General features: G+C 74.3%; 8 protein-coding genes. 6 read left to right on the top strand and 2 right to left on the bottom strand.

The window, feature by feature from the left end; all coding sequences use genetic code 11:
* The first annotated feature begins 45 nt into the window (after positions 1–45).
* The 4 genes from EDD28_RS08085 to EDD28_RS08070 all read left to right on the top strand — a co-directional run bounded on the left by EDD28_RS08085 (position 46) and on the right by EDD28_RS08070 (position 7,426).
* The gene (locus EDD28_RS08085; protein WP_123739137.1) at positions 46–2,250 is read left to right on the top strand and encodes a prolyl oligopeptidase family serine peptidase; all 2,205 of its coding nucleotides are present in this window, start codon (positions 46–48) and stop codon (positions 2,248–2,250) included.
* A gap of 134 nt (positions 2,251–2,384) precedes the next feature.
* Entirely contained in the window at positions 2,385–4,802 is a 2,418-nt protein-coding gene (locus EDD28_RS18080) for a sigma-70 family RNA polymerase sigma factor (protein ID WP_170169401.1), read from the top strand.
* 10 nt (positions 4,803–4,812) lie between these two features.
* Entirely contained in the window at positions 4,813–6,198 is a 1,386-nt protein-coding gene (locus EDD28_RS08075) for an MFS transporter (protein WP_245967967.1), read from the top strand.
* 223 nt (positions 6,199–6,421) lie between these two features.
* Positions 6,422–7,426: a type IV toxin-antitoxin system AbiEi family antitoxin domain-containing protein gene (locus EDD28_RS08070; RefSeq protein WP_148059569.1), complete on the top strand. Its 1,005-nt coding sequence runs from the start codon at positions 6,422–6,424 to the stop codon at positions 7,424–7,426.
* A 143-nt stretch (positions 7,427–7,569) separates the two neighbouring features.
* Here EDD28_RS08070 and EDD28_RS08065 read toward each other — a convergent pair whose 3' ends face one another.
* Positions 7,570–9,885 (bottom strand): sodium-translocating pyrophosphatase, encoded by a 2,316-nt coding sequence (locus EDD28_RS08065; RefSeq protein ID WP_123739134.1) that lies wholly within the window; start codon positions 9,883–9,885, stop codon positions 7,570–7,572.
* Positions 9,886–10,208: 323 nt separating this feature from the next.
* On the opposite strand from EDD28_RS08065, the gene EDD28_RS17325 reads away from it, so the two are divergent.
* The gene (locus tag EDD28_RS17325; protein WP_170169400.1) at positions 10,209–11,213 is read left to right on the top strand and encodes a hypothetical protein; all 1,005 of its coding nucleotides are present in this window, start codon (positions 10,209–10,211) and stop codon (positions 11,211–11,213) included.
* Positions 11,214–11,220: 7 nt separating this feature from the next.
* Here EDD28_RS17325 and argS read toward each other — a convergent pair whose 3' ends face one another.
* Entirely contained in the window at positions 11,221–12,984 is a 1,764-nt protein-coding gene (gene argS, locus EDD28_RS08050) for an arginine--tRNA ligase (RefSeq protein WP_123739132.1), read from the bottom strand.
* Between the two features lie 100 nt (positions 12,985–13,084).
* Between argS and EDD28_RS08045 the strand changes: the two genes are divergently transcribed.
* Entirely contained in the window at positions 13,085–15,742 is a 2,658-nt protein-coding gene (locus tag EDD28_RS08045; protein WP_245967966.1) for a DEAD/DEAH box helicase, read from the top strand.
* Positions 15,743–15,753 lie beyond the last annotated feature (11 nt).

Raw genomic sequence — 15,753 nt, 5'->3', positions numbered from 1 at the left:
CCGCCCCCCGGCGCGCCGCGGCCGCCGGCGACCTAGGCTGACCGGGTGACCGACGTCTCCGCGACCCCCGCCCCCTCCGCCGACACCCCGGACGACCCCTACCTGTGGCTCGAGGAGGTCGAGGGGACCGACGCCCTCGCCTGGGTCGCCGAGCGCAACGCCGAGGCGACCGAGGTGCTCGCGACCTCGGAGCGATTCCTGCGGATCGAGGCGGAGATCCGCGAGGTGCTGGACTCCGCGGACAAGATCCCGGGCGTCGGGCTGGCGGGCGACCACCTCTACAACCTGTGGAAGGACGCCGAGCACGAGCGCGGGCTGTGGCGTCGCACCACGCTGGAGGACTACCGCACCGACGACCCGACGTGGGACGTCCTGCTCGACCTCGACGAGCTCTCGGCAGCCGACGGCGTCGACTGGGTCTTCCACGGCGCCCAGATCCTCCGGACGGGTCCCCTCGCCTACCGCCGCGCGCTCGTCGACCTGTCGCGCGGCGGCTCCGACGCCGACGAGACGCGCGAGTTCGACCTCGTCACGCGCACCTTCGTCGCTCCCGAGGTCGGCGGCTTCCACCGTCCCGAGGCCAAGGGCGGGATGTCCTGGGTCGACGGGGACACCGTCTTCGTCGCGACGGCCGACGACGCCGCGACGACGTCGGGGTACCCGCGCCGGGCGCGGCTGCTGCGTCGCGGGCAGGAGCTGGCCGACGCGACCGTCGTGTTCGAGGGCGAGGACACCGACCTCGCCGTCTCCGCGCACCACGACCGCACCGAGGGGTTCGAGCGCGACTGGGTCTCCCGCGCGCTGACCTTCTGGACCGACGAGCTCTTCCTGCTGACCGACGACGGGCCGGAGAAGATCGACGTCCCGGACTCCGCCGAGGCCGGCGCGTACCGCGAGTGGCTGCTCGTCGAGCCGCGCGAGGACTGGACGGTCACGGCGGGGCTGCCCGCGGGCGAGGAGTCGCGCACGTACCCGGCCGGGTCGCTCCTCGCGGGAGACCTCGACGCCTACCGCGCCGGCTCGCGCGACCTCGCCGTGCTGTTCGCGCCGACGCCGACGACGGCGCTCGTCGGGGCGACCTGGACGCGGCACCACCTCGTCGTCAACGTGCTCGACGACGTGAAGAACCGGCTCGAGGTGCTGACGCCGCCGGCGACCGGTGCCGAGGGCATCGTGGACGGCGGGGCGGGCGGTGCGGCGCGCGGGCGGCGCGTCGGGCCCGGCGAGTGGCGGCGACGCCCGTTCCCCGCGGCCCCGCCGCTGGGCACGGTGAGCGTCGCGAGCGTCGACCGCGCCGGCGACTCGCTGGGCGGGGAGCTCGCCGACGGCCTGTGGATGACGTCGTCGGACTACCTGACGCCGACCACGCTCTCCCTCGTGACGCTCGCCGCCGACGGCGCCGACGCCGGGTCCGTCGTGGCGAGCGAGCCGCTCAAGGCCGGGCCGGAGTTCTTCGAGTCGGCCGGGCTGGTGAGCGAGCAGCACTTCGCGGTCTCGGCCGACGGGACGCGCGTGCCGTACTTCGTCGTCCGGCCCGAGGACCTGGCGACGGACGGCGGGGCGCCGACGCTCCTGTACGCCTACGGCGGCTTCGAGATCTCGCTGACGCCGGGCTACTCCGGCGGCCTCGGCCGGGCGTGGCTGAACCGCGGGGGCGTCTACGTCGTCGCCAACATCCGCGGCGGCGGCGAGTACGGGCCGACCTGGCACCAGGCGGCGCTCAAGGAGAACCGGCCGCGCGCGTACGAGGACCTGGCGGCGGTGGCGGCCGACCTCGTCGCGCGCGGGATCACCTCGCCCGAGCACCTCGGGGTGCAGGGCGGCTCGAACGGCGGGCTGCTCGCCGGCAACATGCTCGCGACGTACCCCGAGCTGTTCGGGGCCGTGGTCATCCAGGTCCCGCTGCTCGACATGCGCCGCTACCACCTCCTGCTGGCGGGGGCGTCGTGGATGGCGGAGTACGGCAACCCCGAGGACCCGGCCGAGTGGGAGTTCATCCAGCGGTTCTCCCCGTACCACCTGGTCCGACGCGACCGGACCTACCCGCCCGTGCTGCTCACCACCTCGACGCGGGACGACCGCGTGCACCCGGGGCACGCCCGCAAGTTCGCGGCGCTCCTGCGCGAGCTGGGACACGAGGTGCTGTCCTACGAGAACGTCGAGGGCGGTCACGGCGGCGCGTCGACCAACGCGCAGGCCGCGATGATGGGGGCGCTCGCGTACGAGTTCCTCTGGTCCCGCCTGGCCTGACGCGGGTCGGGGCGGCCGGGGCCGCCTCCCCTTGGGATATCGAGCACGATGCGGCACAATGGAACGCGGTGTGGGGGCACCGACCTCAAGGAGGATCCAGCAGCGGGGCCGTGGGTGGCTCCATGGGAGCGTTCATGGCACTGACTGACTCGCGTACCGGCGTCGCCGGTCGAGCGGTCGACCTCGCCCAGTACCGCTCGCTGCGCCGTCGTGGGACGACCATCGCCCGCTCGTTCCGGCTCTCCCAGGCCGATGCCGAGGACGTCGTCCAGGAGGCCCTCATCCGCATGATGCGGGTGCCGGACGAGGGGACGCCGCACCGCTACGAGGCCTACTTCGACTCGACGGTGCGCCACCTGTGCATCGACCTCCTGCGCAAGCGCAGCCGCGAGGCCGAGCTGCCCGAGCCCGACGAGCTGCCGGGCCAGACGCGCTCCGAGAAGCACGAGCAGCGTCTCCTCGTCCGCGAGGTGCTCGCCGGGATGCCCGAGTCCGCGCGCGGCATCCTCGTGCGGAACCACATCGAGGGGCACACGGTCACCGAGATCAGCCAGGAGCTCGGCGTGAGCGCGAACGCGTGCTCGGCCATGCTCTACCGCGCGCGTCGCACGTTCCGCGAGCGGTTCCTCCGCTCCCACCTCCTGCCGACGACGAACGACCAGTGCGAGCGGATCCGCGGCCTCATGGTCGAGGCGGCGCTCGAGCCGGGCGGGGAGTCCGACGAGGCGGTCCGCGCGCACCGCCGCTCGTGCGAGGACTGCGAGTCCCAGTTCGTGTTCCTGCTCGGCGCGCGCACGGCGGCCGGCAACGTCCTCCTGCCCGGAGCCCTCGCCGCGGCCACCGCGACGGGCGGCATCCTCACCCTGCTCGGGATCGCCCCGAAGGGCGGCGGAGCCGGGGGCGCCGGCGGGGGTGCCGGCGGCGCCGCGGGCGGCGGAGGGGCCGTGGTCGGGGTCGCCGCGAGCGTCGTCGCCGTCGTGGGTCTCGCCGTCGGCGGCTGGGCCGCCGTCAACCACTTCATGGGCTCTACCCCCGACCCCGACGCGGGGGCAGGTCCCGGGACGAGCGCCGGCTCGACGGACCCCGGCGGGTCGAGCGACCCCGGGTCGTCCGGGTCCGACACCGACGCGCCCGACGCCGGCACGACGGATGCCCCGGCGGACGCCGACGCCGACGCCCCGCTCCCCGGGCCGGCCGACGTCGCGAGTGTCGTGACCCCGCCGACGACCGTCCCGGTCACCACCCCCGCCGTTCGCCCGACGCCGGTCCCGACCAGCCGGCCGACGACGCCGGCACCGACACCGACACCGACGCAGCCGACGTCTCCGGCGAGCCCGTCGCCGCGACCGACGCCCTCACCGTCGCCGACGCCATCGCCGACACCCTCTCCGTCTCCGACGCCGTCGCCCGAGCCCAGCGATCCGCCGGCGCTCGGCGAGGACGAGCTGCCGACCCTCCCGGACACCGTGCCGGCCGGCGGCAGCCTCACGTTCCCGCTGCGCGGCGGTGAGCACGGGCTGACGGCGCCCGTCCTGTCGTTCTCGGTCGAGCAGCTGACGGGTCCGCGCCCGCTCGGCTTCGCTCCCGACGGTGGCCCTGAGCCCGCCGAGCCGGACCCGGTGAACGCCCCGCGCGTGTCCATCATCGGCGTCGGGGCGGCCTGCCACGGCGTGGGGTCGCTGACCACCTGCACCCTCGACTCGGTCGATCCGCACACGGACGTCGAGGTCGTCGTCGAGACCGTGCCCTCGTTCCAGGCACAGCTCCTGACCGTCCGGCTCACCGACGGCGACCGGCCAGCGGTCGAGCGCGTCGTCGAGATCTCGCCGCTCGAGGTGACGGCCGGCCTCCTCGTCCCGTCCGGCGCGATCGCGGCGGGCCAGCAGATCGCGCTGGCGATCGACGCGAACGCGCCCCTCACGTCGCCCGCGGTCACCTTCACCCTGCCCGAGGGCAGCGACGCCGCCTTCGACCCGGGCACATCGGACGAGGGGTGCGAGCCGGTCGACGCGCGCACCGTCGCATGCCGGTGGGGCGCGCTTCCGGCGGGTCGCTCGGACGTCGTCGGGCCGCGCGTCGTCGGCACGACGGAGCTGACACTCGTGGCGATCCGCCTCACCGCCGACGAGCTGACGTCCCCCGTCACCGAGGGCGTCGACGTCCTCGCCGAGGAGCCGGACCTCGTGTTCACCCCCGAGATCCGACCCGGCGACAGCTCCGGGCTCCAGGTGTACCTCCCGCTGACCAACAGCGGTCAGAGCACTATCACGGGGGTGCGCATGCGGGTCGAGATCGAGAGCGGCCCCGGGCACCTCAGCCTCCTCAACGGCCTGGTTCGCTGCGCTGTCGAGCAGCCCGACGCCCTCGCGGCCGAGTGCGCTCTGGCCCGAACCCTGACCGGACCGGCCTTCGACAACTCGACGCTCGCACCCGGCTCGTCGGACGCCGTCACGGGCCTCCGCCTCGCGAACAGCGCGCCGGGCACCGTGCTTCTGGTGACCCTGACGGCCGACAACGACGTGCGACAAGAGCACTGGATCACCGTCCCTTAGGCTCGCACGCGTGACGCACGCGACCACGACCCCGGCCGAGCCGGCCCCGGTGAAGCAGACGGGCACCTGGCGCTACGGCGTGGGGATGTTCGGGACCTCGATCCCGATCAACCTCATCAAGGGCTCGATGCTCTACTTCTACACCGACGTCCTCGGCATGGACGCCAAGGTGTTCGCCGCGGTCTACGCCGTGTACTCGGTCATCGACGCCATCGACAACCCGGTCTTCGGCTTCCTGTCCGACCGCACGCGCACGCGCTGGGGCCGGCGCAAGCCCTACCTCGTCGTGGGCGCGCTCGTCCTGCTCGTCGCGAGCATCCTCATCTTCACGGTGCCGACCGGCGTGGCGACGGACGCCACCCTGCTCGTGATCTGGTTCGCGACGTTCACGATCCTCGCGGAGATGGCCGACTCCGTCATCAACGCCAACTACGGCGCCCTCCTGCCCGAGCTGTTCCCGGCCGAGCGCGTGCGCGCGAAGGCGAACGCGATCCGGCAGGCGGGTCAGCTCGTCGCGATGATCCTGGCGCTCGGGCTCACGCCGTACCTGGCCCGGAACGTGCTCGGCTGCGAGGTCGACGACCCGCTCTGCGCCGATCCGACGATCGGGTACGAACGGCTCTCGATCATCTTCGCCGTGCTCGGCGTCGCGGTCATCCTCTACATGGCGCTGGGCGTGCACGAGAACCCCCGGATCGAGCAGGAACAGCGCCCGCCGTTCTTCCGCTCGGTGGGGCAGATCCTGTCCTCGCGGTACTTCTGGACGATCGGCGTGGTCAACGCCTGCTACGGCGCCGCGATGGCGCTCGTCCTCAACGGGCTGCAGCTCTTCGTCAAGTACTCGCTCGGCGGTGACGGCACGACCGCGACGATCCTGCAGGTCGTCGTCATCGTGTCGGCGATCGGGCTCGTCGCGGTGTGGGCGCGGCTCGTGCGGAGCTGGGGCGCCGAGCGGACCTGGAAGCGCGCCCTGCCCATCGCGGCCGTCGCGTTCGGCACGATGTTCTTCGCGCACAACCTGGCGACCGCGATCGCGGCGGGCATCGCCGTGGCCGTCGGCTACGCCGGCGTGCTCGCGACGAACGACCTCATCATGGCCCGCGTGCTCGACGACGACGCGCGCCGTCACGGCGTCCACCGCGAGGGCGTGTTCCTCGCGGCGTTCGGCGTGCTCGGACGGCTCAACGGCGTCATCGTCGCGATCGCGCTGTGGTCGCTCACGACGGTCTTCGGGTACCACAACGGCGACCGGCCCGGCCCGAACCCCGACCTCGCCTTCCGGTTCTACCTCTCGGTCTACCCGGTCATCCTGCTGACGATCGGGACGGTCATCTCACGGTTCGTCCACGTCCCGGGCTGGGACCCGCTGGCGGACCGCGCCGACGAGCGCCCCTGACCCACCTCGCCCGAGCCGCCGCCCCTCCCAGGCCTTGCTCCCTCCGAGCCCCCCTCGCCCGAGCCGCCGCCCTCCGATATCGGGGTGACTTCGATCGCGATACACGACCTGGCCCACCCCGATATCGGAGCTGGCGCGGGGCCGACCTCGGAGCTGGCCGATCGAGCTGCGGCCGCCATCCACAGGCGGACTCCCGCGTCGCCAAATAGCTTCATACTGAGCCATGACTACCACAACCGAACCGACTCGGCTGTCCGTCACCCTCGTGCGCGACCCGACCGCCTCGGACGCGCCCCGCGACGTTCGCGCGCTCGCCCGACGCCAGAACGGGGTCATCAGCCGCGAGCAGCTGGTGGAGCTGGGCGTGCGTCCCAACGGTGGGCGAGACCAGGTCGTGTCCGGGCGCTGGCAGCGGATCCTGCCGGGCGTCTATCTCACCAACTCGGGCGAGGTCTCGTTCCGGCAGCGCTGCTGGGCCGCCTCGCTCTACGCGGGACCGGAGGCAGCGATCACGGGGGCGGCCTCCGCCTACCTCGACCGCATCATCGACTCGCCACCGCGGACGGTCGACGTCGTCGTCCCCCACGACAGGCGCGTCATCTCACCCGAGGACTGGCTCGCCATCCGCCAGACCCGCCGCCCGTTCATCGTCCCGGACCGACGACCGGCCCAGACCACGACGTCGTTCGCGGCGCTCGTGCGGACCCAGTCGGCGACGAGCACCGACGAGGTCGTCGCCATCCTCACCGAGACGGCGCGCGCCGACGGCACCGCCGCACACCTGCGCGCGGAGGCGACGGCGTGGAACCGGTTGCGCTGGCGCGCCGTGGTCATGGCCGTCCTCGCCCCCGAGGAGGAGGGGCACGAGTCGATCCTCGAGTGGAGCTTCACTCGGCTGGTCCTCCGCGCCCACCATCTGCCCGAGCCCCGTCGCCAGGTCTGGGTCCGCACGGGTCGGCAGCAGGTGCGGGTCGACGGGCTGGACGACACCTGGGGCCTGCGGATCGAGCTCGACGGCCGGATCCACGAAGGCAAGACCGCGGAGGACATCTGGCGGGACAACGAGGCGACGGTGACCTACGGCCAGCCGACGCTCCGCTTTCGCTGGCGGCACGTGCTCGGATCACCGTGCAGCTCGGCCCTTCTGGTCGAACGCGGCTACCGCATGCGCGGCTGGCCGGGTCGCGGGACTCCCTGCCGGCCGGACTGCCCCGTCGGCCGATCCTGACGACGACATCCCCACGCTCCGCTATCGGGGTGACCTCGGTCGCGATACGCGATCGACATCACCCCGATAGCGGAGGGGGGAGCGTGGGGGCGGGGTGCGGCGGCCGGACGGCGGGGGCAGCGCGGCACCCGGCGCCCGGGGGGCTAGACGAGCTGGTCCGCGTGCTCCGCGTCGGCGGCCGCGGCCAGGTTGTTCTTCCGGTCGGCCCGGGTCGCCCGCAGTCGCGAGGCAAGCACCGCACCACCGGCGACGAGCGCCGCGAGCACGGCGATCCCGACCCGCGCGACGTGGTTCGCCCCCTCCGCCGCGCTCATCGCCACGACCGCGGGCGCCACGAGCACGGCCACGAGGTTCATCACCTTGATGAGCGGGTTGATCGCGGGACCGGCGGTGTCCTTGAACGGGTCGCCGATCGTGTCGCCGATGACCGCGGCGGCATGCTCGGGCGAGCCCTTCCCGCCGTGCTCGCCGTCCTCGATGATCTTCTTCGCGTTGTCCCAGGAGCCGCCCGAGTTCGCGAGGAAGACGGCCATGAGCACGCCGCAGGCGATCGCGCCGGCCAGGAAGCCGGCGAGCGGCCCGACGCCGAGCCCGAACCCGACCGCGATCGGCGCGAACGCGGCCAGCAGACCGGGCGTCGCCAGCTCGCGCAGCGAGTCGCGCGTGCAGATGTCGACGACGCGCCCGTACTCGGGGCGCTGCTCGCCCGTCATGATCCCCGGCATCGTGCGGAACTGGCGCCGCACCTCCAGGACGATGGCGCCGGCGGCACGCGTCACCGCGTCGACCGCGAGGCCGGAGAACAGGAACACGGTCGCGGCGCCGAGGATGACCCCGACGAGCGTGATCGGCGAGATGATCTCGTAGCTCATCATCGCGGCGACGAGCGCGTCGCCCGTCGCGGCGACGCCGGTGCCGAGCGAGCGCAGCGAGGAGCTGACCGCGTCCGCGTAGGAGCCGAACAGCGCGGTCGCGGCGAGGACGGCCGTCGCGATCGCGATGCCCTTGGTGATCGCCTTCGTCGTGTTGCCGACGGCGTCGAGGTCCGTGAGGATCGCGGCCCCCTCGGGCGAGACCTCGCCGGACATCTCCGCGATGCCCTGCGCGTTGTCCGAGACCGGACCGAAGGTGTCCATGGCGACGATGACGCCCACCGTCGTCAGCAGCCCGCACCCGGCGACGGCGATGAGGAACAGCGAGAGCCAGATCGACCCGCTCGCCAGCAGGAACACGCCGCAGATCGCCGCGGCGATGACGCCGGCGGTGTAGACGGCCGACTCGAAGCCGACCCCGATGCCGGAGAGCACGACCGTCGCGGCGCCCGTCCGGGTCGTGGCGGCGACGTGCTTGGTCGGCCGCGTCGTCGTCCCGGTGTAGTAACCGGTGAGCGCGAGGATGACGCCGGCGAGCACGACGCCGATGACCACGGCGCCGGCGACGATGAGGCGGGGGTCGCCGCTGACGTCGCCGAGGACCGCCGTGCCCGGCATCTCCTCGAACGAGCCCGGCAGGTAGAGGAACGCCGCGATCGCGGCGAGGACGGCACCGAGCAGCGCCGAGAGCGCGAACCCGCGGTAGATCGCCCGCAGCCCGCTCTCCGTCCCGCGCACCCGGGTGAGCCAGACGCCGACGACGGCGACGAGCGCGCCGATCGCCGTCACGATGAGCGGGAACACCATGCCGTGCTCCCCGAGCGCCGCCTTGCCGAGGATGAGGGCGGCGACGAGCGTGACGGCGTAGGACTCGAACAGGTCGGCGGCCATGCCCGCGCAGTCGCCGACGTTGTCGCCGACGTTGTCCGCGATGGTCGCGGCGTTGCGCGGGTCGTCCTCGGGGATGCCCTGCTCGACCTTGCCGACGAGGTCGGCGCCGACGTCGGCCGCCTTGGTGAAGATGCCGCCGCCGACGCGCATGAACATGGCCAGCAGCGCGGCCCCGAAGCCGAAGCCCTCGAGCACCGCCGGGGCGTCGACCCGGAAGACCAGCACGACGATGCACGCGCCGAGGAGGCCGAGCCCGACGACGCTCATACCGACGACGCCGCCCGTGCGGAACGCGATCTCGGCGCCGATCTCCTTGCCGGCCGGCTTGTCGGCGGCCGCGGCGACGCGCAGGTTCGCGCGGACGGCGAGCCACATGCCGAGGTAGCCGATCGCCGCGGAGAACGTCGCCCCGAGCAGGAAGGCGATCGACCGCCCGATGCGGACGCCACCCTCGCCGGGCAGCGCGAACAGGAGCAGGAAGACGATCCCGGCGAACAGCGCGAGCGTCCGGAGCTGCCGCCCCAGGTAGGCCGAGGCGCCCTCCTGGATCGCCGCCGCGATGTCGCGCATCCGGGGCGACCCCTCGTCGGCGGCGAGCACCTGGCGGCGGAGCACGACGGCGACGGCGAGCGCCCCCACCGCGACGAGCGCGATGACGGCGACGATGACGAGGCTGGTGCCTCCGAGCTGCGGCATGTGTGTCCTCCTCGACACGAACGATTGTCGCGAGTCGCGGGCGACCCGGGGGATGCGACTCCGAGCCCCGACGACGCGGCTCGGACACTAGGACGAGACTCTAGACCAGGCCCCTGACCCGCACCGCTCCGGTCTCCCGTGCAAGATCCCGCGCGACCGCGACATGACCGGGGTAGACGTGAGATCGGTCTCGGGGTGCTTGACTGATCGCGGGTCGTGGGTTCGGATGGAGATTCGCGTCGCGTGGGGTGGCGCAGCGCGCAGGCGGCGCGAGGGCCGGGGGCGGCCGATCGAGTCGTAGCAGTGGAGGGAGCTGGTCCGTCATGACGGTAGCGGGCACTCGGTTTTCTCCTGCGCGCACGCGCGCCGCGGTCGCCATCGTCCTTGGCGGGCTGCTCGTCGCCGGCTGCACCGGCACGCAGGTGCTCCCGCCCGATCCGCCCATCGCGGAGCCCGGCTACCCCGAGTACACGCCACCGGCGAGCCCCGCTCCCAGCCCGCGAACGTCGACGTCCGCCCCGACACCGCCCTCCTCGCCCGCATCCCCGACGCCGGACCGCGTGCGCGACCCCGCGAGCCCCTCGCCGACCAAGGCCGTGCCGCGCTACACCCCGACGCCCGCGCCGCCGGCTCCCGAACCCGAGCCCGAGCAGCCGACGACCCCGGACGCGCCCGAGCCGACCCCCACGCGCACCGCCACGCCCAGCCCGACGTCGTCGCCGCGCCCCTCCCCCAGCCCGACGCCCACGCCGCTCACGCTCACGACCGTGACGTGGGACGCGGCGTGCGGCTCGTCGGTCGACCTGGTCTCGCCGAACCGCGAGCTGACGCTGGTCCTGTCCGCCCTCCCGGACACGCCGAGCGGCTCCCCGCTCAACGCGACCGGCTCGCTGAGCACCCAGGTCGAGACCGTCTCGACGTCGTTCACGGTCGAGGTCGTCGTGCTCCGGGGCCAGGTCGTGGTCGCGACGAGCCCGGGGGCCAGCGACGCCTCGCCCCAGAAGCCGCTCAAGCCCGGGGCCCCGCTGTCCGTCCCCGTCGAGCACGACCTCCTGACCGAGTGTGCCCCGCCGCCGAGCGAGTCGGCGGAGCCGCCCACGGCACCGACGTCGCCGGCCCGCGACGGCGTGTCCGTCGACGCGGCCGGTGCGGACACGCGGGGTGACGCGGCCGGTGCGGCCGCGGTGGGCTCGGCGGCCGCCGGCGGCCGCACGACGACCGCGCTCCCGCCCGGCAGCTACACGGTCGTCGTCGCGGTGCGCGTGGCCGCGGGACCCGGCGCCCCGGGCGTCGTCGCGACGGCGTCCGGACCGCTGACGATCACGTAGCGCGGGACTACATCTGCTCCGGCGCGTCGATCCCGAGCAGGCCGAGACCGTCGACGAGCACCTGGAGCGTCGCGGCGGTGAGCACGAGACGCGACTCGCGCACGGCTGTGTCCTCGGCCGTGAGCACGGGGCAGGCGTCGTAGAAGCTGGTGAAGGCCTGGGCCAGCTCGAACAGGTAGCCGGCGAGCCGGTGCGGGACGAGCTGGTCGCCGACCTCGGCGACGACGGCGCCGTACCCGAGCAGGGCGAGCGCGAGCGCCCGCTCGCTCGGCTCGGCGACCCGGACGGGGGCGCCGGCGGCGAGGACGGCGGCCGGGTCGAGGTCGGCGCGGCGGAAGATCGAGCGGATGCGGGCCGTCGCGTACTGCAGATAGGGGCCGGTGTTGCCCGTGAGCGCGAGCATGCGGTCGAAGTCGAAGACGTAGTCGGTGTCGTGGGCGACCGAGAGGTCGGCGTACTTCACGGCGCCGACGCCGACCATCCGGGCGATCCGGGCGCGCTCGACGTCGTCGAGGTCCGGCCGCGACGCGTCGACGACGGAGGCCGCCTTCTCCACGCCCTCCCGGATGAGCGCCGCGAGCCGCAGCGGGGCGCCGGCGCGCGTCCGCAGGATCTTGCCGTCGTCGCCGAGGACCGACCCGATCTGGACGTGGATCGGCGTGACGCGCGAGCCGTCGTCGCGGGTGAGCCAGCCGGCCGCCTCGGCCGTCGCGTAGACCATCCGGAAGTGCAGGTTCTGCGAGGCGCCGACGACGTAGAGGATCTCGTCGGCCCCGAGCTCCCGGACGCGGTAGCGGATCGCCGCGAGGTCGGTCGTGGCGTAGCCGTAGCCGCCGTCGGACTTGCGGACGATGAGCGGGAGCGGCTTGTCGTCGCGGCCGGTGAAGCCGTCGGGGAAGACGCACAGCGCGCCGTCGGACTCGACCGCGAGGCCCTTCGCGACGAGCTCGTCGCACACGTCGGCGAGCATCGGGTCGTACATCGACTCGCCGGCCAGGTCGTCGTCGGTCAGGGTGACCGCGAGCTCGTCGTAGATCCGGTGGAAGTACTCCTTGGAGTGCCCGATCATCCCGAGCCAGATCTGGATGGTCTCGGGGTCCTTGGCCTGGAGCCGGACGACGCGCTCGCGCGCCCGCGCGGCCCAGCCGATGCCGTCGGGCCCGGTCTCGTCCGCCTCGAACTTCGCGCGGGCGGCCTGGTAGAACGCGTTCGGGTCGGTCCGCAGCAGGTCGGCCTCGGGCGAGTCGCCGCCGACCTCGAGGTAGTGCTCGATGAGCATGCCGAACGGGGTGCCCCAGTCGCCGATGTGGTTCTGGCGGATGACGCGGTGACCGAGCCGCTCGAGCGTGCGCGCGAGGGAGTCGCCGACGATCGTCGTGCGCAGGTGCCCGACGTGCATCTCCTTCGCCACGTTCGGCGCGGAGTAGTCGATCGGGATGACGCGCGAGGGCTGCGTCGGGACGCCGAGCCGCGGGTCGGCCGCGAGCACCGCGACCTGGCGCTGGATCCACTCGGGCGACACCGTGATGTTGAGGAAGCCGGGACCGGAGACCTCGACGTCACCGACGTCGCTCAGGTCGAGGTTCGCCAGGATGCGCGCGGCCGCCTCGCGCGGGTTGACGCCCACCTTCTTCGCGAGCGCCAGGGCCGCGTTCGCCTGGACGTCGGCGAACTGAGACGGTCGCAGGACGGGGTCCTGCCCGGGGAGGTCGAAGGCCGCGTCGATGGCGGCGGAGACGCGGTCGGACAGCACGGAGGCGGGATCGAGCATGGGGTCAAGCCTATGGCCGGGCGGGTCCCGGGCCCACATCCCCCCGCGGGGCTCGGCCCCGTCGAGGAGTGGTGCGGGCGACGGGTGGGACGATGGACCCGTGAGCACGTTCGACCCCCTGGCCAGCCTGCTCATCACCCCGCAGCGGCGCGAGAGCCTGCTGCACGTCGCCGACCTCCCACCGGTCGACGGCGAGCGCGCCGACTGGCCGACCTGGGCCGACGACCGCCTCGTCGCCGCCTACCGCGGGCTCGGGGTCGAGCGTCCGTGGGCGCACCAGGTCGAGGCGGCGACGCACCTCCACGAGGGCCGGCACACCGTCATCGCCACGGCGACGGGGTCCGGCAAGTCGCTCGCGCTCTGGCTCCCGACGCTCTCGCGCGTGCTCGACCACGAGCGCACCCAGCGCGCGGGCGGCGGTCCGGGTTCGGGCTCCTCGCTCGCCACGCTCCAGCGCCGGCCGACCGCGCTCTACCTCTCCCCCACCAAGGCCCTCGCGGCCGACCAGCTCGCGGCCCTCGGCGAGCTGGTCGGCGCCACCGATCCCGCCCTGCCCGTCCGGATCACCACGTGCGACGGCGACACACCCCGCGACGAGCGCGACTGGGCCCGCAACCACGCCGACGTCGTCCTCACCAACCCCGACTTCCTGCACTTCGCGCTCCTGCCGGCGCACGAGCGGTGGACCCGTCTGCTGCGCAGCCTCAGCGTCGTCGTGCTCGACGAGGCGCACGCCTACCGGGGCGTCTTCGGCGCGCACGTCGCCCTTGTCCTGCGCCGCCTCCTCCGCCTCGCACGCGACCTCGGCGCGCGCCCGGTCGTCGCCGCGGCCTCCGCGACCGCGGGCGAGCCCGACCTCACGCTCGCCCGCCTCATCGGCGCCGACCGGGCCGACGTCGCATCCGTCACGGCCTCGACCGCCCGGCAGGGCCGGCGGCGCATCGCGCTCTGGGAGCCGGCCCCGCTCGACTCGCGCGCGTCGTCGGCCGAGCCGGCCGCCTCGTCGCCCGACGAGTGGGCGGCTGACGGGCTCGACCTCACCCGCGTCGACCTCGGCGACGTGGCCGGCCTGCCCGACGACCTGCCCCGGCGCAGCGCGCAGAGCGAGGTGATCGACCTGCTGACCGACCTCACCCGCGCCCGCGCCCGGACGCTCGCGTTCGTCCGCTCCCGCGCGGGGGTCGAGGCGGTCGCCGCCGCGGCCAACGAGCGCCTCGCCGACGACCCGTCGGCCGACGCGTCGTGGGACGAGCCGTCGGCCGGTCACCCGTGGGACGACGAGGACCCGATCCGCACGCTGGAGGCCGGGGGGAGCGTCCCCGTCGCCGCCTACCGCGGCGGCTACCTGCCCGAGGAGCGGCGCACGCTCGAGGTCGCGCTCCGCTCGGGACGCCTCCTCGGCCTCGCCACGACGAACGCGCTCGAGCTCGGCATCGACGTCTCGGGCCTCGATGCCGTGCTGCTCACCGGCTGGCCCGGCACGCGGGTGTCGTTCTGGCAGCAGGCCGGCCGCGCCGGACGCGCCGGGGCCGAGGGGCTCGCCGTCCTCGTCGCCGGCGCCAACCCGCTCGACACCTACCTCGTCCACCACCCCGAGGAGATCCTCGACCAGGGCGTCGAGGTCACCACGTTCGACCCGTCCAACCCGTACGTCCTCGGCCCGCACCTGTGCGCGGCCGCGGCCGAGCTGCCGCTCACCGAGGCCGACCTGCCCCTGTTCGGCCTTCCCGACGCCGCCATGCTCGACGCCCTCGCCGAGCGCGGGCTGCTGCGTCGCCGCCCGGCCGGCTGGTACTGGAACCACGCCCGGCCCGAGGCGCCGACCGACCTCGCGGACCTGCGCGGGACGGGCGGACGCGGCGTCCCCGTCGTCGAGGCCGCGAGCGGCGCCGTGCTCGGGACGGTCGACGACGCCGCGGCCGACGCCAGCGTCCATCCGGGAGCCGTCTACGTGCACCAGGGGCGCAGCTTCGTCGTCGACGCGCTGGTCGCGCCCGGGGAGGTCGGGGCGCTCGCCTCGGACGACGCCGAGCCCGAGGACGACGCCGTCCCTCCGCCCGACGCGACCGACGCGACCGACGCGCGCCCCGCGCGCCCGGGCGCCCGCGTCGCGCTCGTGCACCGCGAGGACGTCGAGTACCGCACGAGCGCCCGCTCGGCCCGCCAGGCTGCCCTGCTCGGCGTCCGGCGGCGCGCGCAGTGGGGCCCGGTGACCTGGGCGTTCGGGCCGGTCGAGGTGACGAGCAGGGTGACGTCGTACGACATCCGGCGCCCGCCGCGGTACGAGGTGGTGGCGAGCGCCGTGCTCGACCTGCCGGAACGGCGGCTGCCGACGACGGGCGCGTGGTGGTCGGTCGCGACCGAGGTGCTGACGGAGGAGCTCGGGCTCGCGGCGGGCGAGGTCCCCGGCGCTCTCCACGCGGCCGAGCACGCGATGATCGGCGTCCTGCCCCTGCTCGCGACGTGCGACCGGTGGGACATCGGCGGGCTGTCGACGGCGCTGCACCCGGACACGCAGCAGCCGACCGTCGTCGTGCACGACGGCCACCCCGGCGGCGCCGGCTTCGCCGAGCGCGGGTTCGAGGCCGCCACGCGGTGGGTCGGCGCGACGTACGAGGCGGTCGCGTCGTGCCGGTGCTCGGCCGGCTGCCCGCGGTGCGTGCTGTCGCCGAAGTGCGGCAACGGGAACGCGCCGATCGACAAGGCCGGCGCCCTGCGGGTGCTGCGGTTCCTCCGGACGGTCGCGCCCCCGGCGTGAGACGCGCGCGG

Source organism: Salana multivorans (assembly GCF_003751805.1).
Taxonomy (GTDB): Bacteria; Actinomycetota; Actinomycetes; order Actinomycetales; family Beutenbergiaceae; genus Salana; species Salana multivorans.
Note: the sequence above shows the minus strand (reverse complement) of the source record. Positions and strands in the feature narration are given on the sequence as shown.